Origin of the sequence: Heliobacterium chlorum (assembly GCF_014502795.1) — a bacterium.
GTDB classification, from domain to species: Bacteria; Bacillota; Desulfitobacteriia; order Heliobacteriales; family Heliobacteriaceae; genus Heliobacterium; species Heliobacterium chlorum.
In genome coordinates this window covers 16337-41989 of sequence record NZ_JACVHF010000024.1, presented here as the reverse complement: position 1 = coordinate 41989, position 25653 = coordinate 16337, and the positions used below count along the sequence as shown (strand labels likewise).

Genomic DNA, 25653 nt, shown 5'->3' with positions numbered 1-25653 from the left:
ACTCTTAGGCAGTACAATGACGATAACCGATATCAGATAACATATAAACGATAACCGATAACCGATAACCGATAACCGATAACCGATAACCGATACCATACCCATTTCTTACGTAATACCTAAAAAGGTAGGCCCCGGATATGCACCCAGGCGGTGGCATATGCGGGGCCTACTTACTTCCATGGATTATTGCGGGCTATTGCTGTCTTCTTTGGCATTCCGTTTGATCAGCAAGGCCAACCGCCGATATCCAGCAGGGCACTCATGATCACGGTACGGAGGAGGTAGCGATAATCATCAAAATAGAATATAAAGAATCCCTTCAATAAAAAAACCATAGCGATAAATTTGGGCAAAGGACTTTTCCCTATTTAAAGCGAAATATGTTTGTGAAAACTACCTCGTTTTTCGATGAGGTTATTGTTTCGAGAAGTTTTTGTTTTAGGTTTAAACCAGGGGCTCCTGTGGGAGAAATAAGGCGGCGTGGGAGACGATGGACGTGAAACGGTGGTTTTCGAAAGGGAAAGAGCTATTTGATATTCGAACACTGCGAGGACTTTTTCGTTTTTTCACTCTCTTTTTAATGGCTATTCCGGCACTTTTGACAGTATTGATTGCCTATTATGAATATGACGAACATAAGCACGATGCGATCCATCATATCAACCATACCGTTTCCATGCAAAATGCGATTGTCGACAACTGGGTTACCCAAAAGGCGTCTGAGTTACGAGGATTAGCTCAAATGGAATTCGTCCAGCACTTGAATAAACCTATGATGAACCAAAATTTTCAGGCCTTTTTGAGCAATTATACCGACTTTAGTTGGGTTGCTTTTGTGAATAGAGAAGGGCTGGCGGAAATCGAAAGTCCTCGGGACAAACCTGTGGACGTGCGGGAACGCAATTACTTTCAGTTGGCTTTACAAGGACGAGAACATATTTTCGATGTTCTGATTAGCCGAGCCACGGGGGAGCCGGGGGAGCCCGTTGTTACCCTATCCTATCCCCTATTCAGAGAAACTGGAGAATTAAACGGGTTGATCGTTGGAACGATTAAGCTGTCAACGATTTCCAAACTGATGGAGAATTACCGTTTTGGTGGAGAGGAAGAAACCTATCTCGTTGACGGGGAAGGAAAAGTGATCACCCGCTCCGGTTTTTCCCAAGACGATAGAGGCCAAAATCCCTTTCCCGAGCAGAACATGGTCAATACAGAAGGGTTTCAAAAGGCACTGCGAGGTGAGACGGAGGGCTCTGCTTACTGGGACTACCGGGGTCAGCGAGTCATCGGGGTCTCTCAATTTATACCGAAACTGGGCTGGGTCGTTATCAGTGAAATGGATGAGCAGGAACTGTTGGGCCCCTTTTATCGGAAGCTTGCCTTTTTCTTTGGCACCTATGTAATCCTTCTGCTGGTGGTTCTACCGTATATACGCCGGCTATCTGATCGGATAGAGATACCGATCCAACGAATGATGTTAGTCTCTCGAATGATACAGGCGGGAAAGTTTGAACAACTGAAGTGTGACGATAGCTGCGACTCGGAGCCGCGAGAGTTGAGCTTGTTGTGTCAAACGATTCAGCAGATGGCGACGACGATCGTGGGGGACATGGAACTCCTTAATCAATCAAACCGGACCTTGATGGAATCGGAAACGAAATACCGGAGTCTTGTTCAAAACACGATCGTCGGTGTTTATGTCCTGCAAAATGAACGTTTCGTTTTCGTAAACCCCCGGTTCTCTGAGTTTTTTGGCTACACCGAAGAAGAAGTTCTAGCTATGTCCAACTATCTGCAACTGATCCACTCGGAAAGCCGAGAGATGGTTCAAGGAAATGTTCACCGCCGACTGACAAGCCAGGCCGAACCGAATCCGTACGAGATTCGAGGCCTTAAAAAGGATGGCACATCGATTTATCTGGAAGTATTGGGCACACCGGTCAGCTACGAAGGGAAACCAGCCATTTTAGGGACAGTCGTTGACATTACTCGGCGAAAATTGGCCGATGAAGCGGTACGGGAGAATGAAGCACGCTTTCGTACCCTCGTCGAGTCTATTCGTGATCTGGTCTTTACCTTAGATATGGGTGGACGAATTACTGGCATTTATGGGGAATGGCCGGAGACTTCGGGTTACAACCCGGCTCAAATCATTGGAACGCATATCAGTCAGGTAATTACTGATGTCGAGCCCTTTTGGGACCACGAACGGCCCCAGTTGCAGACACAGTGGGGGGGACCCATTTTTGTAGAGTGGACTGTGCACCTTCCGGAAGGTGTACGCTTCTACCATATTTCCCTGTCTCCCATCGGGACGTCAACAGGTGATGTGATCGGTATGGTCGGAATCGGTCGTGACATGACCGAACGGCGACAGATGGAGGAACAACTTCGCTATTATTGCTCCCACGATCCGTTGACGGGTTTGTACAATCGAGCCCACTTTCAAGAAGAAATGAGTCGTTTGGCTGGATCTACATCGCCGGTCGGAGTCATTATTTGCGATGTCGATGGGCTGAAAAGTGTAAACGATACCTTAGGACATCCTGTGGGGGATAAACTTTTGACAGGTATTGGCCAAGCGCTTACGCGCTGTGTCCGTGCGAGCGATGTGGTGGCACGCATCGGAGGGGATGAGTTCGCCATCCTCTTGCCGGAGGGAGACGGGAAGGCGGCACAACGAATCAGCCAACGAATTCGCCTCGCCGTTGACGCACTGAACGTGGTCCATCCCGAACTGCCCCATTATGTGTCATTAGGGTATGCCGTAAAGGGCGACGCCGAAAAAAGCATGATAGAAGTGTTTCGGGACGCTGATGATAACATGTACCGGGAGAAGATGCGCCATAAGAGTCGGGTCCGTAAGATCATCCTTCGAGCGCTGACTATGAAACTGGACACGAAAGAAAGGGACTTGATGGGCCATATGCAGCGTGTCGGTGATTTAGCAGCCCAGCTCGGTGCGGCGGCCGGATTACGAGCAGACCAGGTCAATAATTTGCGCTTGGCCGGTCAATATCACGATATTGGTAAAGTGGCCGTCTCCCGGGAGATTTTAGGCAAGCAGGGTATGTTGGCGCCAGAGGAGTATTTGGAAGTGCAGCGCCATAGTGAAGTGGGCTACCGGATCGCCCAGTTGAAGACGGAGATTGCCCATGTGGCTGACTGGATTTTATTTCACCATGAGCGTTGGGATGGCAGCGGCTACCCGCAACAATTAGCCCGTGAGGGAATCCCCTTTGAATCCCGTATACTAGCGATCGTCGATGCCTATGATGTAATGACCCATAACCAGCCCTATCGGCATAGCTTGACTCCTCAGGAGGCTGTCGCAGAGTTGCGGCGTTTTTCGGGCACACAGTTTGATCCGCGGCTCGTCAGTATTTTTGTCGGTCTGATCGAATCGATCATTGAATCGACGGAAGTAGGGGAGAGTTAACCTTTTCCGATTCCATCGACGAGGTGCCAAAAGGCCAGGATGGGATGTTTCGTCAGCATTTTAGGTCCAGAAAAGCGCATGACCGCGGTGATTTTCTCCCGCATGTCTTTTTTGTAGCAGTGAACCGGGCATTTACCGCAAGTCGATTTTTGTTCACCAAATTTGCATCGCTCTAAGCGGGCGAAGGCATAGTCGATCAACTCTTGGCAATCAGGGCAGAGGCCGCCTTTCTGGCCATGGTGGGCGTCGCAAAAGAGCTGAATCATCGCCTGAACGGTTTTCTTTTCCCGGGTGATCCTTCCGTTGTTCTGCATAGTAAAGTTCCTTTCTTTTGTGGTAGGAGGACTGCGGCTGTGATCGGTAGAATTGGACGGGTATGAGGAACACACGAATTCTATGGAACTTTTCAAGAAAAAGGATGGAGTTTCAATGGTTGAAAAAATCGTACTCGGAGGCCAGGCTATCGTCGCAGGGCGAGGCGCCATAGAACACGTAAAAACGCTGGATGCCAAACGAGCCATGATCGTCACCGGCGGTCAATCGATGTTTGCCAACGGTGCCATCGGACGTATTGAAGAGATATTTCAGCAAAAGGGATGTGCCACGTCAGTCTTTATGGGTATCGGTCCCAATCCAGACACCAGCATCGTGTTACAGGGGCTCGAACAGATGCGAACCTTTGGGCCGGATGTGCTCATCGCCATCGGGGGCGGATCGGCGCTCGATGCGGCCAAAGTGATGAGCCTGTTTTATGAATACCCTGAGATTTCTTTTGAAAACGTCCTCACCATCCCGCTTCCTGAGCGGCGGCAGAAACTGACCTTTGTGGCTATCCCATCCACTTCCGGCACGGGAAGTGAGGTAACCAAAGCGTCAGTTATCACCTTCAAAGAACAGAACTTAAAAATTGGACTGAAAACAACAGCCATGATCCCCGATATCGCGATCCTGGACGGAGAGATTACGATGTCCATGCCGCCCCATGTGGTTGCCGAGACGGGTATGGATGCGCTGACGCATGCCGTCGAAAGCTACATCAACCGGAACATGGGCCCATTTATGGAGCCCTTGGCCCAGGGCGCTGTAGAGGGGATCTTTGCCAACCTACCGGCTTCGTACCTGGAAAAAAGCCCGGAAAGCCGCGATAAGATGCATTTGTACCAGTGCATGGCCGGGTTAGCTTTCAATCATTCTGGATTGGGAATGGCCCATGGGATCGCGCACGCTGTCGGTGGCAGGTTTGGTCTCGGTCACGGGTTGCTCAATGCAATTTTATTGCCTTATGTGCTGCGGTTCAATCGTCGTGATAGAGAAGTGACTTTGAAATTGCAGCGATTAGCCCATAGCATCGGCAGTGATGACTTTGTCGATTCGGTCGAGCAATTGAACAGGACGCTGCATATTCCCTCCTCCTTCCGGGAAACAGGAATCGTCCAAGAGGATTTTGAAAAAGACTTTGCGGACCTTGTGGAAAAGGCCATGAAGGGATCGACCCGTGTCAATCCGGTGCCGGTGAGGGCGGACCAGATGATCGCCTTTTTACAAGGGGTCTTCCAGGGGGATGTAACGGCTATTGAAGCGATCCCTCAGTAGGCCGCCCCTATTCAGCATCGGTTGTGCCTATGGACCCCAGTGTATCACTAAGAAAGCTGGCCGGATGACTCTTCCGGGCCAGCTTTCTTTTGTATTTACCGGGCCAGGAAAAGACACAAAAGGCTTTTGTAAAGAAATCCAGTCACCAGGTCGTTGACAAAAGCCAAACACTTTTGTATTATGTCTATGTATTAATGGACTAAAGGAGATAACATCTATGAGTAATGATTATTTTTGGGAAGCTAGCTTGGACGAGATAAAACGTGGATATCGCTGGGATGAAAAAATGAAAAGCTTTGTCTGTATTGTTTGCGGCACCGCTTTTTTGCAAGGACAGGTTTTTCCGATAGAGGATCGCTTTTTTGATGCGGAAAAGTCGGCAGAGCTGCATGTGGCCCAGGAACATGGCTCAATGTTTCAAGTCCTGCTCGAGTTAGATAAAAAGTACACGGGAATCACGGATCACCAGAAAAAACTGTTGACGTTCTTCTATAACGGCTACAGCGATAAAGAGATTTGTGACGAACTGGGCGGCAGTGCCTCAACGATACGAAACCACCGGTTTAACTTAAAGGAAAAGGAACGGCAGGCCAAAGCCTTTCTAGCCATGATGGAGTTATTGAAAGACACCCTCGATAAGGGAGACAAATCCGAGGACACCAAGGGGAACCCGAAAGGCGGCCCTGTATCTCCAGTGATTACAGAGGCAGAGGCGGAGAAGGTGTTGCGCAGCTGTTTCAAAGAGGGGCTAGAGGGACCGCTGACTCGTTTTCCAGACAAGGAAAAGCGAAGAATCATCATCCTGAACCACTTAATCAGGAAGTTTGCACAAAATCGAAAATACAGCGAAAAAGAAGTCAACGAGATCATTAAAGAAGTTTACCCCGATTATGCCATTATCCGCCGTTGTTTCATCGACTATGGTTACATGGAACGAGCCGACGATGGCAGCGCCTACTGGGTCAAGACCGACGTGAATGCGGATGATAGTATGGAAAAAGTTCAAGCGGAGAAGGGAGACAGCATGGATAAGGAACGACGTTCTCAGATTAAAAGAGAATATAAAGAGTCTTTTCGAGATATGGGGATCATTCAAATCAAAAATCAGCAAACGGGGAAGGTCTTTATCGAGACCAGCAAAAATCTCTCGGCCGCCTTCAACAAAAACCGGTTTACCTTAATGCATGGGGCTCACCGGAATAAAGAGTTGCAACAAGATTGGAACACCTATGGAGCGGATCAGTTTACCTTTGAAGTGCTTGAGCAGATTAAACCGACGGAAGAAGTCAACCGCGATTATACAGAAGAGTTGAAGATGCTCGAGGAAATCTGGATGGACAAACTGCAACCGTACGGGGATAAAGGGTATCATAAAATGCCGAAGGAGAAGTAAGACCGAAAGAGAAGAGCGATTGGGGAACAACACCGATTGTTTCATAGCAGCAGTAAGGAGAGCGACGTAAAGCATTAGGTCGCTCTCCTTATGTTTTTATTCGGTTGCATGTATATATTTTTGAAAAAATTACAGAAATTCCTTAAAAACACTTTGGCATAGGTGTTCGATATGATATAAGTAATTTGAATGAAAAGCGGCAGAAGAATATGTAATTGTGCGAACTTAACTATCTGAATAGTGATATAATTCACTTATACGTAATACTACTCGTTATACTGAAATGTTCCGATTATTGTCTGCGGCCAATGGAAAGGAGCGCTTTTATGGAACGACTCGATGATCTGAATAAAATCATCAGCCAGTACAAGGATAGCCCAGGCCAGCTGATTCGCATTTTGCAGAAAGCGCAGGAACTGTATGGATACCTCCCGGAAGATATCCTCGGCTATATCGCCGATAAAGTCGGCCTGCCTCTCAGTGAAGTGGCCGGTGTAGTCACCTTTTACAGCCTCTTTACGACGAAGCCGAAGGGCAAACATACGATCAGCGTCTGCCTTGGAACAGCCTGTTATGTTAAGGGTGCTCCCGAGGTGCTTGAAGCGATCAAAAAGGAACTGGCCGCTGACATGGATCAGACGACGACCGATGGTTTATTTACGTTGACTAATACACGCTGTGTCGGTGCTTGCGGCTTGGCGCCGGCAGTGCTGATCGATGGGGAAGTTCACGGCAGGGTCAAAGCCTCTGACGTACCTGAACTGATTCGGCAATACCGGCAGCGGGATCAGGAGGGTGCCACAACAACGGAAGCCGACACAGGTATCGATACTGTCACCGGTAAAGCCGACCGTTTGAAAAATCACCTACCGCCGACTCAGGCAGAACCGATCATCAGACCCGTACTGTCGCCGCAAAGGTTAGAACAGATCCGCCACAGCTATGCTGCGCGATACATCCAGCGGATGCACCCTGATCAAGTACCCGATTGGGTATTCCAAAAAGCCGACGATGCCTTGGCAGCAGAGCCAGCGGCCAAGCTATACCGGCACCAGATCCTCGTCTGTGCTGGTACGGGCTGTACGTCGTCTCGCAGCGTGGAAATCCAGTCCGCTTTGCGGCGGGAACTGCTGGCGCGGGGCTTAGATGGAGAAATCGCTGTTGTACATACAGGTTGCTTCGGCTTTTGTGAACTAGGACCTATCTTGGTCGTTCATCCAGAGCGCGTCTTTTACTGCCAAGTGACTCCCAACGATGTGCCGGAAATCGTAGAACGCCACATCGTTCAGGGACAGACGATGGACCGCCTTCTCTATAAACACCCGCCCGAAGGGGCGTCTCGAAATACCATCGATGAAAACGAGTTCTTCCATCCTCAGATCCGGGTCGCTTTGCGCAACTGCGGCATCATCGATCCGGAAAACATCAATGAGTATATTGCCAGCGGCGGTTATTTTGGCCTGGCGAAAGCGCTCACCGCGATGAAGCCTACAGAAGTGATCGAGACGATCACCCGCTCCGGTCTTCGAGGCCGGGGAGGTGCCGGTTTTTTAACAGGTCGAAAATGGGCCTATACGGCTGCCGTAAAAGAAACCGTAAAATACGTGGTATGTAACGCCGATGAAGGCGACCCGGGGGCCTTTATGGATCGGAGCATACTCGAGGGCGACCCCCATGCCGTCCTTGAAGCGATGACGATCGCCGGTTATGCCATCGGCGCCCAGCAAGGCTTTGTCTATGTCCGGGCCGAGTATCCCATCGCCGTTCACCGCCTTGAAGTCGCCATTGAGCAAGCCCGCCGGGCTGGGCTGCTCGGTAAAAATATCTTGGGAACCGGATTCTCCTTTGATATCGAGATTCGCCTAGGTGCGGGCGCTTTTGTCTGCGGCGAAGAGACAGCCTTGCTGAATTCGGTGAGCGGCAAACGAGGCGAACCGCGAACCCGTCCGCCTTATCCCGCCATCAGCGGCCTTTGGGGGAAACCAACATTACTCAACAATGTGGAGACCTATGCCAACATCCCTCAGATCATCTGCAAGGGTGCCGATTGGTACGCTGCGATGGGGACGAGCGGGAGCAAGGGAACAAAGATTTTCTCCTTAGCCGGGAAAATCAACAATACAGGACTCATCGAGGTGCCCATGGGGACGTCACTGCGTACCATCATCTATGGCATCGGCGGCGGTATTCCCAAGGGCAAAGCATTTAAAGCTGTTCAGACCGGCGGGCCCTCTGGCGGCTGTTTGCCTGCTGAGTATCTCGATATTCCTATCGACTACGACAGCTTGATGAAAATAGGCTCTATGATGGGCTCAGGCGGGCTCATCGTCATGGATGAGACGGATTGTATGGTTGATATCGCCCGTTTTTATCTCGAATTCACCCAAGATGAGTCTTGTGGAAAGTGTACCCCTTGCCGTATCGGCACCCGCCGTCTGTTAGAGATCATCACCCGTATCACTGAAGGAAAGGGAACCATGAAAGACCTTGACCTCTTGGAAGAACTCGGACACGACATCAAGGAGGCTTCGCTCTGCGGCTTAGGACAGACGGCTCCGAATCCAGTCTTGAGCACCCTGCGTCATTTCCGCCATGAATATGAAGCTCATATCAAAGAAAAACGCTGTCCTGCCGGTGTTTGCGCAGCCTTAAAGCCGAAAGGCAAGTATAGGATCGATGGGGAGAAATGCCGGCGCTGTGGACTCTGTGTCAAAGTGTGCCCAGTACAGGCTATTTCCGGCGAAATTCGCAAAACACTCTTTGCTATTGATGCAAAACTGTGCATCGCTTGCGGCGCTTGCGCCCAAAAATGTCCGGTCCATGTGATCGCACAGGAGGGAGAACGATGAAGATCGATCTGAAACGGCCTATTATCCCGGAGATGCCGCCGCTTACGTCTGCCGAGGTACACACCAGATCTCGTTCCTCTCATTTCTTCGGCCCTAAAAAAGTGCGCCTTGAAATCGACGGGCGCCCAGTCGAAATTGAGGCGGGCAAAACGGTGCTAGATGCGGCCCGGGAAGTGGGCATTACGATTCCCAGTCTCTGCTACCTCCGGGAAATCAACGAGATCGGTGCCTGCCGAGTCTGCCTGGTGGAAATCGAGGGGCAGCGGTCTTTACAAGCCGCCTGTGTGTACCCGGTGGCAGAGGGACTCAAGGTGTACACGAACACGCCGCGAGTCCGCAAAGCCCGTAAGCGCGTGGTAGAACTGATTTTGTCGGATCACTCGCGCGAATGTACCTCCTGTATCCGCAACCTCAACTGTGAATTACAAAACATCGCCGATAATTTAGGGATCCGCCGCATTGAGGTACAAGGAGAAGCCCACCAGATTCCCGTACAGGAGAACAACCCTTCCATTCGCCATGATCCCAACAAGTGCATCCATTGCCGGCGCTGCGAAAACATCTGTGCCAAGGTTCAGGAAAACTGTGTCATCGCTGCCCAAAATCGCGGCTTTGATACAATCATCGCCCCGGCCTTTTCCCGGGATATGGGTGATGTGGATTGCATCATGTGCGGTCAATGTGTCCTCTCTTGTCCTGTCGGTGCCCTTACGGAAAAAGAATGCATCGACGATGTTTGGAAAGCCCTCGCCGACCCAGAAGTTCACGTGGTTGTCCAAACAGCCCCTTCCATCCAGGTCACATTAGGGGAAGCCTTCGGACTACCGGTGGGAACAAAAGTGACCGGCAAGATGGTAGCGGCGCTGCGCCGCCTCGGATTCAATCAAGTCTTGGCGACAGATTTTGCGGCGGACCTGACGATCGTTGAAGAGGCTTACGAGTTTTTGCACCGTTTTCAAGCCGGTCAGTTGCCCTTCTTCACGTCTTGCTGCCCAGCCTGGATTAAGCTGGTCGAACATCACTATCCCCAGTTCATCCCAAACCTTTCGACCTGCAAATCGCCCATGTCTATGTTCGGCGCTTTGACGCGGTACACATACCATCAAGAACGAAACCTTCCCAAGGAGAAGGTCGTTTCCGTCGCCGTCATGCCCTGTACGGCGAAAAAGTATGAAGCTGCCCGCCTTGAGCACGGCTACGATGGACGTCCCGATGTGGATTATGTCTTAACCACCCGAGAGCTGGTGCGCATGATTCGAGAGGCGGGCATCGAGTTTTCCGAACTGCCCGATGAACCTTTTGATTCGGCCTTCAGGGAAGTAACCGGTGCGGGGACGATCTTTGGGGCTACAGGCGGTGTCATGGAAGCTACCTTACGGACGACAAGTTGGGTCCTTTTAGGCAATGGAACTGGGCAGAACGACAAAGTACAACCGGCGCCGATTGAGTTCCGGGAGGTTCGCGGGGAAAAGGGCTTAAAACTGCTCCATGTCAATCTCGGCGAATATGACATCCGTGTGGCGGTCGCCCACGGGACAGGAAACGCCCGTCGTGTCCTTGAGGCGATTCAGGCCGGGGAGAGGATCGATTTTGTCGAAGTGATGGCTTGTCCCGGCGGCTGTGTCGGCGGCGGCGGTCAACCGATCCTCGGCGGCCGTGATCATAAGAAAGTCTCCCTCGATTATCGTCATGACCGTGCCGACGCTCTTTATGACATCGACAGCCACAAAAATTTGCGTTACAGCCACGAGAACCCTGTCGTTCAACTCCTTTACCGGGAGATTCTCGGCCATCCGGGCAGCGAACTGGCTCACCGGCTTTTGCATACCGAGGGATACCAAGAGCGTGTGAAGTAATGACTCAGTAGTAAAGAAACTTGTTCGTGAAACTATCTTTCATAATCGACGGATTCAGTAGGGCGAGCCCTGTTTGAACCATTAAAGCGAGCTTTTGTTTGAACCCTTTATTTAAAGGAAAAGATCCTAACTGCAGGTGAAGGTTAGGAGCTTTTCCTTTTCATGAGATAGTGCACCTCTGCCTAATTCCTGAGAAGGTGAGCAAGACGGTCCACACATTGAAAATTACCGGACACTGTGCTATCCTTGTCCTGCGCTTAATACAGATAATGGCTGCAACGTGTCCAAGGCCGCAGGAGTATGAGGAGGCCCTATGGAAAAGAAAAAAGTGCTCATCATCATACCGGCCTATAATGAACAAAACAGCATACCTACGGTCTTACGCAAAATCCAGGCTTTACCGGAACACTACGATATTGTCGTCATCAACGATGGATCTAAGGATAATACTTCCCAAGCAGCCCGGGATGTCGGCAGCGTTACCGTGATCGACTTGCCCCACAACTTAGGTATCGGCGGCGCCATGCAGACCGGTTATATCTTCGCTCATCGTCGCGGTTATGACATCGCCGTCCAAGTAGATGCCGACGGGCAGCATAATCCCGATGATCTGCCTAGACTCCTCGCCCCGTTGCTGCGAGGGGACGTCAATATGACCGTAGGCTCCCGGTACGTAGAAAAAACAGCTTATCGATCGACGATCATGCGCCGACTGGGCATGGTCATTTTTTCGTTGGTCGTCAGCTTGATCACAGGTCAAAAGTTCACCGATACAACCTCCGGCTACCGCGCCGTCGATCGGGAGATCATCGCTTTCTATGCCCGTAATTACCCGACGGACTACCCGGAAGTGGAAGCACTCGTTTTGCTGAAACGAGCCGGTTTTCGCATCGCTGAGGTCTCCGTAGGCATGGACGCTCGACAAGCGGGCACCTCATCGATTACACCGGTGAAATCGATTTACTATATGATCAAAGTGCTCTTGGCGATCATGATCAATGTGGTACGGCCAAAGCTCAAGGGGGCCTAACCGATGGAGTTGACTGTTTACAACTATGCCACCGTCATCAGCGTCATTTTCCTCGGCTTTGTCCTGGAAATGGTGCGTCGCTATTCCTTAAAAGAGCAGTACTCCATCCTCTGGCTCTTCGTGGGTGCTCTCATGCTGTTGCTGTCGTTGAAGCATGAACTCCTGGAATGGATTGCCCAAGCCTTGGGCATCTACTATGCGCCGGCGGCATTGTTCTTTTTCGGCCTGATCTTTTGCTTCTCTTTGATCCTGCATTTTTCCGTGATCATTTCTAAATTAGACTCTAAGCACACCCGGGTCGTGCAAGAAGTGGCGTTGCTCAACCAACGCATCCGGGAGTTGGAGGAACGAATGGCAGATACCAACGGAATCCGCGAAAAGGAGCGTAAATAATGCGTACAAAGTCGGGCGGGTATCGATACCCACGATACTTTCTTTATGCTGGACTGTTTCTTTTTCTGTTCTTACTGATCGTGGGATGTTCGAAAACGGCACCGCCGTCGCCATCATCTACCGAAACCACGGTACCACAAGAATCGACACAGACAGAATCAAAGCAGCCGCAGGACCAGGGGCCTTTTCTAAAAAAGGGAGAACCCATCTATATTCTCATGTATCATCATTTTGCCCCGCGAGGCTACTGGCCCAAGCAGGAAGTCGCTGTCTATGTGGATGATTTTTCGGAGCAGATGGACTATTTGCAACAGGAAGGCTATCACGTGGTGGCGCTGCGGCAAGTTTGGGATCATTACAAAAACGGAACGCCGTTGCCTCAAAAGCCGGTTGTCATCACGCTCGATGACGGGTATGAATCGAGTTACCAACTGGCCTATCCCGTCTTAAAGAAACATAACTATCCTTTTACCATTTTCCCGGTGGTGAATTGGTTACAATTCGAGAAGTCTAACAAACCCTACGCTCCCGATAAGTCAGACTACCTTTCCTGGCCGCAGATGGATGAGATGGTCGCTAGTGGACTTTGTGATGTACAATCGCACACCTTTGATTCCCACGATAAGGTGAACGGAATTTCAGTACTGATCACAAAAATAAAGAAAGCGAACGGTCAACTGGAAACGACAGAAGAAGCCAACAGCCGCGTAAAAGAAGACTTGCGGCAAGCGAAAACCTTTATCGAGCAACGTTATGGCTGGGATGTCTATGCACTGGCTTACCCTTACGGAGAATATGATGAAAAAGTCATGCAGACGATGGATGAATTAGGCTATAGCATGGGTCTATGCATGAGTAAAATCAAACATAAGAACAACCTTAAAGCGATCGCCCGGATCCCGGTCGCACAGAGTGACGGTCTGAACGGGTTTATTCAACGATTAAAATCGAAGCAAGCACAATAAGAAATGGCTAGGCGTATGCCTAGCCATTTCTGCATCTTCCACAAGTCGCTATACACAAGACCATGGACGGATAACACAGTAATGTCCCTTTATCGTCGTCGATTGTCCGATTACCTCGACGATCCCGCTAATAGGCCAATCCTTGTCCGTACTCATAGTAATCGGAGTAATCTGGTTCATACCAGCGCAGGGAGATGCTGGGCCGTCCCGTGTGATCGGCGGGATTTCGAGTAATGAACTCGTCGGGAATCTGCCGATCGCCATAAAAGAGCCGAACTGTTGAGGGATCGTTGCAATAGAAGGTCGTCCCTCGTAAATCGTCAAAGGATGGTTTGAAGCTGCCCAAATGGGGGTCGTCCACAGCATCCAGAAGGATAGAGTGACCTTCGCTATCACTCTGGACTCGGAACCGGAGGAAGTTGTTCACCTGGTTGTAGCGCAACAAGCGAGAGGTTCGAGCCACAAACAAAATCCCTTGATGGAACAGTTCCGAAATGCGGCGCAATGGACCCAGTGCTTCCTCAGGAAAAGCGAGATACAGATCGGTAGGGCCGCCTAAATGCTGCGCAAGGGAACAAAAACCACCCTGTTTAATCAACTGGGACAGATTGTCTTCCGTGACTTGCCGCTGAAGCAGGTAGGGACTCCAGAGAAAATCGGGGTTTTTGGGAAACCAATGTTTCGCACAAGAGTAGCGATGAAATCCCCAGACCTTCTGACCGTCACCGAGCACGATCGGATAAATCAGATCGGAACGGCTAAAATCAACCTCATCGGCAGAAGTGGCGGAGTGCCAGACAAAGCGAATCCCGTAGGGGATCAACAAATCGGTGTGGTAGTAAGGGGATGAGGGATCGTCGCCGCCTTGATAGGTGCGGGTCGACCCTTTGTGCCCCAGATTCTGCACGTTGGAGCTGTTTCCGTGATCGATCCAGACAGTATATTGTAATCCCCGGTGCTTCCATTCGGTGATGCTTCGTTCCGCGATAGCCCGGGTGAAAGAAGTCGGGCCAGGGTCGTTCCGGTTAAAATCACCGTAGCTGTGGACCGAATCGATCCAACCGCAACGGGTATATTTTCGGATCAACAGCGCCGCATACTCTTCCTTCATCGCCGTACTGCTCCAGTAACTCATCTGCTGGCGAATCGTCTTGCCTTCACGGTCGATGGTACCGGGCCAGTCTGAATCGACGACCATCCAACAGGAATTACCTACATCCAGGCCGAGACCTTTTCCGGTTTCAGTCTCCCGGTCGGTATTTAAAAACTGGTGGATGACGCCAAACTCTTTGGGCGATGAGCCATCGATGTCCGAGGTGATGCTCATACTCGCTCGATAAGGATAGGGATGCCTGCGCAGCTCGATATCGGGTGCTTCCGATAAAGAACGGGGCGTCCACGGATTTGCCGGTTTTTGATAAAATAGATGGTGACGCTTGCTTTCCCACAAAGCCAAGGCACCGACGGCGGTAGCGCCGACGCCAGCGGCGAGAAAGGAGCGCCGGCTCATAAGTCTATTTCCCTTAAACATGTCCTTCTCCTTAAGTACGCTCCGGCTATTCCGGAAACATATAAAGAGCGTACTAAAGTCTCACGTTGAAGTCAATGGAAGCAAATAAAAGCAGAAGTAAGGTGTACGATGATAAACGTTCCGGAAGAGTTTCAATGTAGAATAAAGCAAATATTGCCGGAAGATGAATTTGACCGGTTTATGCAAAGCTATCGGGAGAATCCGGCGCAGGGACTCCGGCTGAATCCGTTAAAAGGGGTAAATCGGGAGATTCTCCCTTCCATCCCTGTTACCCCTACAGCTGTTCCCTGGTGCGACCTTGGCTATTATTACGAGGAAGGGGAGCGACCGGGAAAACATCCCTTCCATGCCGCCGGGTTGTACTATATTCAAGAACCGAGTGCCATGGCGGTGGTGGAAGCGCTTCAACCAGAACCAGGAGAACGCGTCTTGGATTTGTGCGCCGCTCCCGGCGGTAAGGCGACCCAGATCGCTGGTTATCTTCGCCACGAAGGACTGCTCGTGGCGAACGAGATCCACCCGAAGCGCAACAAAGCCCTATCGGAAAACTTAGAACGCTGGGGTGCCCGTAATATCCTCGTGACGAACGAACCGCCGGACAAGCTGTCGCGCCGGTTCCCGGAATATTTCGACCGCATCGTCGTCGATGCCCCCTGTTCCGGCGAAGGAATGTTCCGAAAGCTGCCCGAGGCGATCGAGGACTGGTCGGAGGAAAAAGTGGCTCACTGTGCTGCGTTACAGCAAGAGATCCTCCCGGAAGCCGTGAAAATGCTCAAACCGGGCGGGGTCATGGTGTACTCGACTTGTACCTTTTCCCCGGAGGAAAATGAAAAACAGATCGAAGCGTTCTTGGAGAAGTACCCGGAGTTTACCCTGGAACCAGTACCTACCGCTGATTATTTTCAAGCGGCTACTCTTCCTCACACGGTCCGGCTCTGGCCTCACAGGCTCCGTGGAGAAGGACACTTTATCGCCCGGTTGCGCAAAAGAAACTCCCTTGATGGTGTGACAGATCCGTCGGTAAGCCGAGCAAGCAGGGAGAGTGGCAAGACGAAGAAAGAGTCTGGTCGAGGGCGTAGCGAGCCAAACCTGCCTGCCGCCTATCCATCACTGCCTGCTGATGTATACCGCTGGTACGAGGCGTTTTGTAAAGAAAGTCTGAATACAGTCCCTCAAGGCCCCTATCTGCTTTTTGGCGAACAACTCTATGCGGTCTCCGGAGAACTTCCCTCTTTGGAACGCTTGAAAGTCACCCGAACAGGCTTGCATTTAGGAACGATTAAAAAAGGACGTTTTGAACCGGCCCACGCGCTGGCTCTTGCTCTTACAGCGGGGGAATGGAAAAAGAGCGTCGAGCTATCGCCGGACAGTGAAGAGGTCTATCGGTACTTACGAGGAGAAAGCCTGTCCGTGCCTAACCAGGGCGGAGGATGGACGATCGTCACCGTAAGCGGCTATCCCCTAGGATGGGGGAAAGTTGCCGGAGGACAGTTGAAAAATCACTACCCGAAAGGGCTCCGATGGACATGAGCAACTACCTCGCAAATGAAGGATGTCCATTCCCCTGATGGTATCGCTTCGAGCGATAGGGAAGTAAATTTTGCAGCGAACGAAAAAGGCGGATTGATCGGATGTACGAACAGAAGGTCCTCATCCGGCATGACAAGGGACTGCACACGCGGGTAGCGGCCATGATCGTCCAAAAATCGAGTGAGCTTCAATCCAGATACCAGGTATCATTGTTTCTACGCTGCCGGGACCGAGAGCGAATCCCGGCGACCAACCTAATGCAGATCGTAACCGCTGCCGTCAAAAAAGGGGAAATGGTCTGGGTGTCGGCCCAAGGCGACCAAACCCGTCCCGCTGTTTGGGAACTGGTACAACTTCTGGAAAGTGATTTTCCCATGTCCAGTGGACGGATGCTTAACCAGGTCGACGGGCTCCTCCAAGATAACGCCTTGACGGCGGAACATGTCTTCACCAGCATGGCCAATGGGCTCATCGTCACCGATGAAAATGACATCATCACCATCTTTAACCCTGCCGCCGAAAGAATCATGGATCGATCGGCGGCGGACGTCATCGGCAGAAAGGCCAGCCAAGTCATCGCCGGTTCGCGGATGCATATCGTCACAGAGACTCGGCAAGCGGAACTGGGATGCCGCCAAGCCCTCGGTGCTTCGACCATCATCACCAATCGCTCTCCCATCATCGTCGACGGGAAGGTGAAGGGCGCCGTAGCCATTTTTGAGGACATCTCCGTCTTGGACAAAGTGACCGGGGAACTGCAGGAAGTGAAAGAACTTAAAGAACGCCTTCAACTCCTGCTGGAATCGGTACAGGACGGCATCTCTGTGGTGAACCGGGAGGGATACATCACCTATGTGAACCCAGCCTATGAAGGCATGTTTAACAAAGGAAAAGACCTGCTCATCGGCCAGAACGTGAAAGAAACATCTCCCGATGGGGCGAGAAGCCGGGCGCTGTCGACGGGCAAAGCCGTTTCTGGAGAAATCCGACGCAAGTCCGGTATCACCGTCATCGCCGATGCCTATCCCATCATCATCGATGGGGAGGTCACCGGTGTCGTCTCAATCGTCAAAGATATCTCTGAAGTGCATTCCTTAATGGAAAAACTGACTCGTCTCGCTGCCCGCGCCGAATACCTGGAACAGGAACTGCAGCGAGCCAAAAAACCGGGCAAGGCCTTCGATCGTTACATTGGACAAAGCGGCAAAGTCCTCGACGCACTGGCGATTGCAGCCAAAGCAGCCGAAGGGCCGTCGACGGTCCTCATCCGGGGAGAGAGTGGCACCGGCAAGGAACTGGTGGCCGAGGGCATTCACGCAGCGGGACCTCGTGCCAAAGGCCCATTTATTCGCGTGAATTGCGCCGCCATTCCTGAAAACCTGCTCGAAAGCGAACTCTTCGGCCACGAAAAAGGAGCCTTCACCGGGGCCGTCAAGCGAAGAATGGGGAAGTTTGAGCTGGCTCGTAATGGCGTGATCTTTCTCGACGAAATCGGTGAAATGGATAAGAACATGCAGGTGAAACTGCTCCGGGCACTGCAGCAAAAAGAGATCACACCGGTAGGGGGAGAAGAGACCCACCGCATCGATGTCAAAATCATTGCCGCCACAAATCAGGATCTCGAGCAAATGGTCGCAGAGGGCCGGTTTCGAGAAGACTTATACTACCGGCTGAACGTGATCCCCATCCATCTCCCGCCCCTGCGGGAGCGGCAAGAAGACATTCCGCTCTTGGTGGAGCACTTTATCGAGAAGTTAGCCCGGAACTTGGGTAAGAAGATCGAAGGGATCAGTCGGGAAGCCTTAGCGATGTTGATGGAATATCCTTGGCCAGGCAACGTGAGAGAACTAGAAAATATCATCGAGCGGGTCGTCACTTTGACCGATCATGGACAGATTGACCTAAGCGATCTCCCCGTCTATCTCCGGGAAACGGGCACACAGACGATGCCCTCCTTGACTAGCAAACGGTCTGTAGTTTCCGAGACAGACAGTGATCCCGGTGAGCCCGAGGGTACGCGAGAACCAAGGAGCATAAACGAAGCGGGCAAACAGTACCCTGAAAGCAGGATAAAGAATATTTTGGGTGATTCCTCGCCGGACCTGCTGAGATGGGAGGAGTACGAAAAAGAGATCATCGCTTTGGCGTTGAAAAAACACGGCTCCTTCAACGCTGCCGGAAAAGCCCTCGGACTGACTCATAAAACGATTGCAGCAAAAGCACGCAAATATGGGATAGAAAAAACTATCGCTTGGGAAAAGGGATGAGCCTTGGGAAAATCTATCAAGCAACTTCAACGAAGTTGATACTATTTCCCCAAGTTGAGCCTTGTCTCACTGCGGTAAGCCTTGGCATGATTTTTGCATATATACCTGAGTAAGTTCGAAAAATTACATAACCATGGAGGTCAGTGAGTCTCCAAAGCAGGTACATGAAACGTGGAAGAAGCACAGAAATTAGAAAACGAACAAGATTGACGGAGGCGATTATTTGTGAAAAAGGTCATTAACGCACCAGAGCAAGTCGTCGAAGAAATGCTGCAAGGTATCGTTCTCGCCCATCCCCAGTATGTCCGTCGTCTCGAAGGATTCGATGTAATCGTTCGTACTAATGCGCCTGTAGCCGGCAAAGTAGCTTTAGTCAGCGGCGGGGGCAGCGGTCATGAACCCTCCCACGGCGGTTTTGTCGGCAAAGGGATGCTTGACAGTGCCGTCGCCGGAGCCGTCTTTACGTCGCCCACACCGGATCAGGTCTACGAAGCGATCAAAGCCGTCGACAGCGGTAAAGGGGTATTGCTCGTCATCAAAAACTACACCGGTGACGTGATGAACTTTGACATGGCTGCCGAAATGGCCGAAGCCGACGGCATCAAGGTGGCTAAGGTCATCGTCAATGACGACGTCGCTGTTGAAAACAGCACCTGGACGACAGGACGGCGTGGCATTGCCGGTACGGTTTTTGTGCACAAAATCGCTGGTGCCAAAGCGGAAACTGGCGCCGATTTAGAAGCGGTCCAACAAGTAGCCGAAAAAGTCATCGCCAATGTTCGCTCCATGGGGATGGCCCTGACCCCTTGCACCGTTCCGGCAGCCGGCAAACCTGGCTTTACCCTGGCCGAAAATGAAGTCGAAATCGGCCTCGGTATCCACGGCGAACCAGGCACACACCGGGAAGAACTGCGTTCGGTCGATGAAACGACAGCCCACCTGATGGAAAAAATTCTTGCTGACCTCAAGCTTGCTTCCGGTGACGAAGTGGCTGTTCTGGTCAACGGTCTAGGTGCAACTCCTTTGATGGAACTTTATCTGGTTAACCGAAAAGTCCATCAGATCCTCAGCGACGCCAGCGTGAAAGTTGCCAAAACCCTGGTCGGCAACTACATGACTTCCCTGGAGATGGCCGGGTTCTCTATTTCCCTGCTCAAACTGGATGCTGAAACGAAGGAACTGCTCTTTGCCGCCGCCGATACGCCGGCATTCGTTCAAGCGTAAAATCATCGGTTAAGCAAACGCCCTGTGAGATCGTCGCGTAGATTTCGCTATCTAATGTTTGGTCATCTAATTACATGGCTTTGGACATCAAAAAGTACGAAGAAAAGGCCTTTTTGAGGGAGGTGGCTTCGTGAGTTCATTCACCGTCGCGGCTCTGGAAGCCGTCGCCGATAGGATTATTCAGCATAAGGAATTGTTGACATCACTCGATGCGGCTATCGGGGACGCCGACCACGGCATTAATATGGCACGAGGTTTTGAGGCTGTGCGGGTAAAAATCCGTGCGGCAGCTCCAGAAACGGACATCAGCGGATTGTTGAAAATGACTGGCATGACCCTCATCTCGACAGTTGGCGGAGCCTCCGGCCCCCTTTACGGTACGGCTTTCATGCGGGCTGCCGCAGCCGCTCAGGGAAAAGAGACCCTCGACCAGGAGGCAATCGCCCAGATCTGGTCTGCTGCACTTCAGGGAATCAAGGACCGGGGGAAAGCCAGCCGGGGCGAAAAGACGATGCTCGATGCGATGGAGCCGGCCTACGAAGCCTTTGTCGAAGCCGCAAAAGCTGAAAAAAGCTTAGTCGAAAGCCTGGAAGTGGCCTGTGAGGCCGCCAAAGAGGGCATCGAGTTTACCAAGACGATCATCGCCACCAAGGGGCGAGCCAGTTACCTCGGTGAGCGCAGTTTAGGCCATCAGGATCCTGGCGCTACCTCATCTTATCTCATGCTGGCCGCATTGACGGAATTCTTCCATAACCAGCAGTTAGGGGCGTAAATCGTGGTTGGAATAGTAATTGTCTCCCATAGCGCGAAAGTGGCCGAAGGCATCCGAGAACTGGCCCAGCAGATGGCTAAGCCGGAACAAAAGATCATCGCTGCCGGAGGGATGGCTGACGGCTCTATCGGCACCGACGCCATGAGAGTCAGTGAAGCCATCGAGGAGGCCATGACCGAGGCAGGAGTTGTCGTCATGGTCGATCTGGGCAGTGCTGTCCTCAGCACCGACACCGCCTTGGAGATTCTCGACGAAAGCCTTCGTGCCCGTGTCCGGATCGCCGATGCACCGATTTTAGAAGGAACTATTGGCGCCGTCGTCGAGGCTTCTGTAGGCAGTTCCTTAGAACAGGTACTGGCCACCGCTGAAGGTGCTCGGGAAATGCGCAAGTGCCTGTAAGCTTGGGGGGTGTTTAACTTGACCGAAATCCAACTGGTACTAACGAATCCGACGGGCCTCCATGCCCGTCCAGCCTCCCAGTTCGTCCAAACAGCGTCGAAGTTTAAGAGTAAAGTGAAGATCCTCTCGGGCGGCAAGCAAGTAGATGCGAAAAGTATCTTGGGAGTCATGACCATGGGCCTTCGATCGGGGGCCGCCTTTACGGTGACCGCCGACGGAGAGGATGAAGCAGAATGTTTGGCTGCCTTAGCGGCGCTTGTTGAGAGCAAATTCGGCGAAGGATAGCTTCGTCATGCTTCCTTAACGGGGGATATTGGATAAACCTATTTGCGTAAAAAAGCACCGGCTTGCGGAAGATTCTCTTCCCGCGGACCGGTGCTTTTCAGTACAATAAAGAAAGAGAATAGGTGCTTTTTCGCCTGTTGAAGATATAAGCAGCAAGTGGTTCGAGCATTCAGCACTCTTTTCTTACCGTAAAAATAGGAGGTCTCTCATGATTTTTGACTCTCACGTCCATACTCGTTTTTCTACGGATTCGCAGATGTTCATCGAAGAGGCTATAGCCAAAGCAAAGAGCTTGGATATCGGCATCATCGTTACGGAACATATGGATCTGGAATACCCTCAACCGGAGTTTTTCAAATTCAATCTTGACGACTACTTTCGTGAATACGACCGCTACCGTAATCCTCGCCTGCGACTTGGCATCGAGATGGGCATGCGCTGTGAATTAGCAGAAAAAAGCCGGGAAATGGCGGCCCAGTATCCCTTTGATTTCATCATCGGGTCTGTCCATGTCGTTGACAAGAAGGAGATATACCCGGAGGCTTTCTACCAGGGCCGGAGCAAAAAAGAGGCTTACGACCGCTACTTTGATACCATGTACGCCTGTGTAAAAGGCTTTGACTTCGTCGACACACTCGGTCATATTGACTATATCTGCCGTTATGCAGCCCTAGAGGACCCGGAAATAGACTATGTAGACTTCCGAGATCGCATCGACCCCATCCTGACCTTGCTCGCCGAGCGGGGGCAGGCCATCGAAATCAACTCCCGACGATTCGATAACCCCAGGGCCGTCGAGTCACTCTTCCCGATCTACCGCCGCTTTCGAGAACTGGGCGGCCAATGGGTAACGATCGGATCGGACGCACACAATCCCAGCGATATCGGACGTCGCCTCGATAAAGCCCTCGAACTAGCTGAACGGTGCCAATTACGACCGATCTGGTTTGATAAACGAAAGCCGCAGCTCATGAAGTAGCATTCTTCTCTGGTTAGACAATGACGCAGTGATGACGGTTATAGTGCTGAAAGTGGTAACGGTGTTTTTTTTCATATCGATACGGCGGAATTGGAGGAAGAGCCGATGACGGAGATACATCGGGCTTGGTATCCTACGGCCATCGGCCTGTTGGAAATACAAGGGACGGATGAAGGGATCTTATCGGTCATGTTTGTCGAAGAGGGGGATAATTCCGGAGAAACAGGCCCTCTGACTAACGACGAACGTCCTTTACCAAGCAAAAAAGACTTTTTTCCTGGATGCGAGCGAGGAGCAGCACAGGAAGCAAGCGTTCCCGAATGTCTAACCGCCTGCCTTCAACAGCTAGACGAGTACTTCCGGGGAACTCGAAAAGATTTCAACGTAAAGCTTAACCCCCAAGGCACCCAGTTTCAGAAACAAGTCTGGCGCAAATTACCCGACATTCCCTACGGAAAGACCGCATCGTATAAGGATATCGCCGAAGCTGTGGGCAACCCCAAGGCGGTCCGAGCTGTCGGGGGGGCCAACAGCCAAAACCCCATTAGCATCATCGTTCCCTGCCACCGTATCATCGGCAGCAACGGAAAACTGACTGGCTATGCCGGCGGGCTCTGGCGAAAAGAGTGGCTGCTGGCCCATGAACAGAAGGTGCACACATCCCCAGAAGAAACCCCTCGGTGAGCTAAAAAGTGAAATCCCCTTCCGTCACTGTTCGGAAGGGGACTTTTTTCGTAAAAAAAACGTTTGCATCATAGCCTGTCGCCATGGGGTTCATGAAATTTTAGTGTCTGGGAACATCATCAAGCCCAGCATCTATTTGAGAATAAATGACACACCAGGAGGACTTTTCATCATATGGATTGAATGAATGATACCAGAGGATTATCGGAGTAGCCCGTAAAAAGCTCATCCGATTCGATGGGAGGTCAACCTGAATGGAGATCATCGTCTGTGTTAAACAAGTACCTGATACGACGGAAGTGAAAATCGATCCGGCAACGAACACCCTCATCCGCCAAGGCGTTCCAAGCATCGTTAACCCCTATGACAAGTACGCCTTGGAAGCGGCGCTACAACTTAAAGCAAAGCATGGCGGCCAAGTGACGGTCATCTCCATGGGACCGCCTCAAGCTCTGGAAGCCTTAAAAGAATGCATCGCCATCGGTGCTGATCGGGCCGTACTGCTCAGCGACCGGTCCTTTGGAGGCGCCGACACGTTAGCCACCAGCTATACCTTAGCTGCCGGCATCCGTAAACTGGGGCGTTTTGATTTGATCCTTTGCGGCAAACAAGCCATCGACGGCGACACGGCCCAGGTAGGCCCCGAATTGGCGGAGCAACTGGAGATTCCCCTGATCAGCCATGTGGCGAAGATCGACCTAGAGGGAGAGCGGGTTACCGTAGAACGGGAACAAGAAGAGAGTTATGCCGTCATCAACGCCCCGTTGCCCCTCGTCGTTACCGTTACCAAAGCCGCCTATAAACCGCGTCTGCCGAACATGAAAGGCATCATGCGGGCGAAACGGACCGAAATCCCTGTATATACAATGGCCGATCTGGACGTAGACGAACAGAAACTGGGATTAAAGGGATCGCCCACACAGGTACGCCGCATTTTTGCCCCCAAACAACGAGTGCAAGGGCAAATCATCGACGCCGACAGCCCCCAGCAAGCGGCAACTAAGCTGGTCGAAAAACTGCTGGAATCGAAAATTATCTGAAAAAGGGAGATCTTTCCATATGGCCATTCGCTTGATTGACGAAAAATGCACCGGCTGCGGGGCCTGCGAAAGCCAGTGCCCCTTTGGCGCGATCGTTATAGATGACTGTAAGGCTTGCATCACCGAAAGCTGTACCCTCTGCGGCGCTTGTGTCAGCGCTTGTCCCTTTGAAGCCATCGTCAGAGAAGAGGATTCACCGAAAAAGACGGACGAAAACAAGGACTATCGCGGACTCTGGGTCTTTATCGAACAAGAAAACGGCCAAGCCCGCAGCGTTTCCTTTGAACTGCTCGGGGAAGGCCGCAAACTGGCCAATGCTATGAGGCAGGACTTGGCTGCCGTCGTCATCGGTGACCGAGTGGAGACGCTAATCCGGGAGGCTGTCGCATCCGGTGCCGACAAGGTCTACGTCGTCGAAGGACCGGAATACAGCCATTATGACTCGGATGCCTATACGACCGCTTTGACCGATCTGGTGAATACATACCGACCGAATGTGCTCTTACTTGGCGCCACCATCAACGGCCGCGACCTTGGTCCACGGGTCGCCTGCCGCGTCGAAACAGGACTGACGGCCGACTGTACCGAACTGGGTGTCGATGCAGAGACGGGTTTGGTCGCTTGGACTCGACCTGCCTTTGGCGGTAACATCATGGCGACCATCTTGTGCCCGAATCACCGCCCCCAAATGGGGACCGTACGCCCGAACGTATTTAAGCGCCCCATCCCAGACTACAGCCGGACTGGAGAAATTATAAGAGTGCCGAGCAAAGTAAAGCCGGCTGACCTGCGCACCACCCTCGTCAACGTGGTCAATGCCTGCACGGCGGCCTGTAACTTGGAAGAAGCGGAGATCATCGTCTCCGGAGGCCGCGGCATGGGCAAGCCGGAAAACTTCCAGGTCATCGAACAACTGGCCCAGGTGCTCGGTGCTGCCGTAGGAGCCTCCCGAGCTGTCGTCGATGCCGGTTGGATGCCCCACCCCCATCAAGTGGGACAGACTGGCAAAACCGTCAGTCCGAAGATATATTTTGCCTGTGGAATCTCCGGCGCCGTTCAGCACCTTGCCGGGATGTCCTCATCAGACATCATCGTAGCCGTGAACAAAGACCCGGAAGCGCCTATCTTTAAAGTCGCCGATTTTGGCATCGTCGGCGATGTGCTGGAAATTCTGCCGGCCTTGACGAAAGAATTTGAGAAGCGTAAACAGGCCTGATAACATACAGATAAAGAGGATGGAAGAACATCCTCTTTTTGTTTTTAAAATAGGTTATTTTTTAGTGGATGAGAGAAGAAAATCTTAACCGGGACGAGGACTTTATTAAGCTTTTATAGAATACATCGTCGTATGTGAAAGTTTGCACATAGCTCATGGGCAAAGAGTGCTCGATTCGTACCCATCAACGCAACAACACAATGGA

At 51.6% G+C, this 25653-nt stretch carries 20 protein-coding genes and 1 pseudogene; 19 read left to right on the top strand and 2 right to left on the bottom strand.

The window, feature by feature from the left end:
* Positions 1–499 precede the first annotated feature (499 nt).
* Complete coding sequence (locus H1S01_RS16485) at positions 500–3442, top strand: PAS domain S-box protein (protein WP_188041500.1); 2943 nt, start codon at positions 500–502, stop codon at positions 3440–3442.
* Here H1S01_RS16485 and H1S01_RS16480 read toward each other — a convergent pair.
* Entirely contained in the window at positions 3439–3756 is a 318-nt protein-coding gene (locus H1S01_RS16480; RefSeq protein ID WP_188041499.1) for a nitrous oxide-stimulated promoter family protein, read from the bottom strand. The two genes, H1S01_RS16485 and H1S01_RS16480, sit on opposite strands and share 4 nt — an antisense overlap.
* A gap of 115 nt (positions 3757–3871) precedes the next feature.
* On the opposite strand from H1S01_RS16480, the gene H1S01_RS16475 reads away from it, so the two are divergent.
* From H1S01_RS16475 to H1S01_RS16445, 8 genes and pseudogenes are all read left to right on the top strand, one after another.
* Positions 3872–5035 (top strand): iron-containing alcohol dehydrogenase, encoded by a 1164-nt coding sequence (locus H1S01_RS16475; RefSeq protein WP_188041498.1) that lies wholly within the window; start codon positions 3872–3874, stop codon positions 5033–5035.
* 217 nt (positions 5036–5252) lie between these two features.
* Entirely contained in the window at positions 5253–6428 is a 1176-nt protein-coding gene (locus H1S01_RS16470; RefSeq protein ID WP_188041497.1) for a DUF2087 domain-containing protein, read from the top strand.
* A gap of 308 nt (positions 6429–6736) precedes the next feature.
* Positions 6737–7195 (top strand): annotated as a pseudogene (locus H1S01_RS22755) (NADH-quinone oxidoreductase subunit NuoE family protein); the annotation flags it as partial.
* Positions 7196–7393: 198 nt separating this feature from the next.
* Positions 7394–9277: an NADH-quinone oxidoreductase subunit NuoF gene (gene nuoF, locus H1S01_RS16465; RefSeq protein WP_480035608.1), complete on the top strand. Its 1884-nt coding sequence runs from the start codon at positions 7394–7396 to the stop codon at positions 9275–9277.
* The gene (locus H1S01_RS16460; RefSeq protein WP_243237390.1) at positions 9274–11133 is read left to right on the top strand and encodes an NADH-dependent [FeFe] hydrogenase, group A6; all 1860 of its coding nucleotides are present in this window, start codon (positions 9274–9276) and stop codon (positions 11131–11133) included. The genes nuoF and H1S01_RS16460 overlap by 4 nt, the downstream gene beginning before the upstream one ends.
* Positions 11134–11446: 313 nt before the next feature.
* A complete protein-coding gene (locus H1S01_RS16455; protein WP_188041495.1) occupies positions 11447–12163 on the top strand; it encodes a glycosyltransferase family 2 protein in 717 nt (238 codons plus the stop codon).
* A 3-nt stretch (positions 12164–12166) separates the two neighbouring features.
* Positions 12167–12556 carry a DUF2304 domain-containing protein gene (locus tag H1S01_RS16450; RefSeq protein WP_188041494.1) on the top strand — a complete coding sequence of 130 codons (390 nt, stop codon included), beginning with the start codon at positions 12167–12169 and terminating at the stop codon, positions 12554–12556.
* Positions 12556–13521: a polysaccharide deacetylase family protein gene (locus H1S01_RS16445; RefSeq protein ID WP_188041493.1), complete on the top strand. Its 966-nt coding sequence runs from the start codon at positions 12556–12558 to the stop codon at positions 13519–13521. The genes H1S01_RS16450 and H1S01_RS16445 overlap by 1 nt, the downstream gene beginning before the upstream one ends.
* 127 nt (positions 13522–13648) lie before the next feature.
* Here H1S01_RS16445 and H1S01_RS16440 read toward each other — a convergent pair whose 3' ends face one another.
* Positions 13649–15052, bottom strand: coding sequence for a twin-arginine translocation signal domain-containing protein (locus H1S01_RS16440; protein ID WP_188041492.1), 1404 nt, complete (start codon positions 15050–15052; stop codon positions 13649–13651).
* Positions 15053–15160: 108 nt separating this feature from the next.
* Between H1S01_RS16440 and H1S01_RS16435 the strand changes: the two genes are divergently transcribed.
* The 10 genes from H1S01_RS16435 to H1S01_RS16390 all read left to right on the top strand — a co-directional run bounded on the left by H1S01_RS16435 (position 15161) and on the right by H1S01_RS16390 (position 25448).
* Positions 15161–16582 (top strand): RsmB/NOP family class I SAM-dependent RNA methyltransferase, encoded by a 1422-nt coding sequence (locus H1S01_RS16435; protein ID WP_188041491.1) that lies wholly within the window; start codon positions 15161–15163, stop codon positions 16580–16582.
* A 101-nt stretch (positions 16583–16683) separates the two neighbouring features.
* On the top strand, positions 16684–18849 hold the full coding sequence (locus H1S01_RS16430) for a sigma 54-interacting transcriptional regulator (protein WP_188041490.1): 2166 nt from the start codon (positions 16684–16686) through the stop codon (positions 18847–18849).
* A 225-nt stretch (positions 18850–19074) separates the two neighbouring features.
* On the top strand, positions 19075–20073 hold the full coding sequence (gene dhaK / locus H1S01_RS16425) for a dihydroxyacetone kinase subunit DhaK (RefSeq protein WP_188041489.1): 999 nt from the start codon (positions 19075–19077) through the stop codon (positions 20071–20073).
* 130 nt (positions 20074–20203) lie between these two features.
* Entirely contained in the window at positions 20204–20845 is a 642-nt protein-coding gene (gene dhaL / locus H1S01_RS16420; RefSeq protein WP_188041488.1) for a dihydroxyacetone kinase subunit DhaL, read from the top strand.
* 3 nt (positions 20846–20848) lie between these two features.
* Positions 20849–21244, top strand: a complete 396-nt coding sequence (gene dhaM / locus H1S01_RS16415) for a dihydroxyacetone kinase phosphoryl donor subunit DhaM (RefSeq protein ID WP_188041487.1) — start codon at positions 20849–20851, stop codon at positions 21242–21244.
* A gap of 9 nt (positions 21245–21253) precedes the next feature.
* Entirely contained in the window at positions 21254–21529 is a 276-nt protein-coding gene (locus tag H1S01_RS16410; protein WP_341479120.1) for an HPr family phosphocarrier protein, read from the top strand.
* Positions 21530–21737: 208 nt separating this feature from the next.
* Entirely contained in the window at positions 21738–22508 is a 771-nt protein-coding gene (locus tag H1S01_RS16405; RefSeq protein WP_188041485.1) for a histidinol phosphate phosphatase, read from the top strand.
* 105 nt (positions 22509–22613) lie between these two features.
* Positions 22614–23192 carry a methylated-DNA--[protein]-cysteine S-methyltransferase gene (locus H1S01_RS22070; RefSeq protein ID WP_207732383.1) on the top strand — a complete coding sequence of 193 codons (579 nt, stop codon included), beginning with the start codon at positions 22614–22616 and terminating at the stop codon, positions 23190–23192.
* 254 nt (positions 23193–23446) lie between these two features.
* Positions 23447–24232, top strand: coding sequence for an electron transfer flavoprotein subunit beta/FixA family protein (locus H1S01_RS16395; protein ID WP_188041484.1), 786 nt, complete (start codon positions 23447–23449; stop codon positions 24230–24232).
* A gap of 19 nt (positions 24233–24251) precedes the next feature.
* Positions 24252–25448, top strand: a complete 1197-nt coding sequence (locus H1S01_RS16390) for an electron transfer flavoprotein subunit alpha (RefSeq protein ID WP_188041483.1) — start codon at positions 24252–24254, stop codon at positions 25446–25448.
* Positions 25449–25653: the final 205 nt, after the last annotated feature.

Excerpts from the sequence above, each read along its gene's own strand:
- H1S01_RS16480 (WP_188041499.1), bottom strand. The coding sequence starts at position 3,756 with ATGCAGAACAACGGAAGGATCACCCGGGAAAAGAAAACCGTTCAGGCG.
- H1S01_RS16475 (WP_188041498.1), top strand. The coding sequence starts at position 3,872 with ATGGTTGAAAAAATCGTACTCGGAGGCCAGGCTATCGTCGCAGGGCGA.
- H1S01_RS16470 (WP_188041497.1), top strand. The coding sequence starts at position 5,253 with ATGAGTAATGATTATTTTTGGGAAGCTAGCTTGGACGAGATAAAACGT.
- nuoF (WP_480035608.1), top strand. The coding sequence starts at position 7,394 with ATGCACCCTGATCAAGTACCCGATTGGGTATTCCAAAAAGCCGACGAT.
- H1S01_RS16460 (WP_243237390.1), top strand. The coding sequence starts at position 9,274 with ATGAAGATCGATCTGAAACGGCCTATTATCCCGGAGATGCCGCCGCTT.
- H1S01_RS16455 (WP_188041495.1), top strand. The coding sequence starts at position 11,447 with ATGGAAAAGAAAAAAGTGCTCATCATCATACCGGCCTATAATGAACAA.
- H1S01_RS16450 (WP_188041494.1), top strand. The coding sequence starts at position 12,167 with ATGGAGTTGACTGTTTACAACTATGCCACCGTCATCAGCGTCATTTTC.
- H1S01_RS16445 (WP_188041493.1), top strand. The coding sequence starts at position 12,556 with ATGCGTACAAAGTCGGGCGGGTATCGATACCCACGATACTTTCTTTAT.
- H1S01_RS16440 (WP_188041492.1), bottom strand. The coding sequence starts at position 15,052 with ATGTTTAAGGGAAATAGACTTATGAGCCGGCGCTCCTTTCTCGCCGCT.
- H1S01_RS16435 (WP_188041491.1), top strand. The coding sequence starts at position 15,161 with ATGATAAACGTTCCGGAAGAGTTTCAATGTAGAATAAAGCAAATATTG.
- H1S01_RS16430 (WP_188041490.1), top strand. The coding sequence starts at position 16,684 with ATGTACGAACAGAAGGTCCTCATCCGGCATGACAAGGGACTGCACACG.
- H1S01_RS16405 (WP_188041485.1), top strand. The coding sequence starts at position 21,738 with ATGATTTTTGACTCTCACGTCCATACTCGTTTTTCTACGGATTCGCAG.
- H1S01_RS22070 (WP_207732383.1), top strand. The coding sequence starts at position 22,614 with ATGACGGAGATACATCGGGCTTGGTATCCTACGGCCATCGGCCTGTTG.
- H1S01_RS16395 (WP_188041484.1), top strand. The coding sequence starts at position 23,447 with ATGGAGATCATCGTCTGTGTTAAACAAGTACCTGATACGACGGAAGTG.
- H1S01_RS16390 (WP_188041483.1), top strand. The coding sequence starts at position 24,252 with ATGGCCATTCGCTTGATTGACGAAAAATGCACCGGCTGCGGGGCCTGC.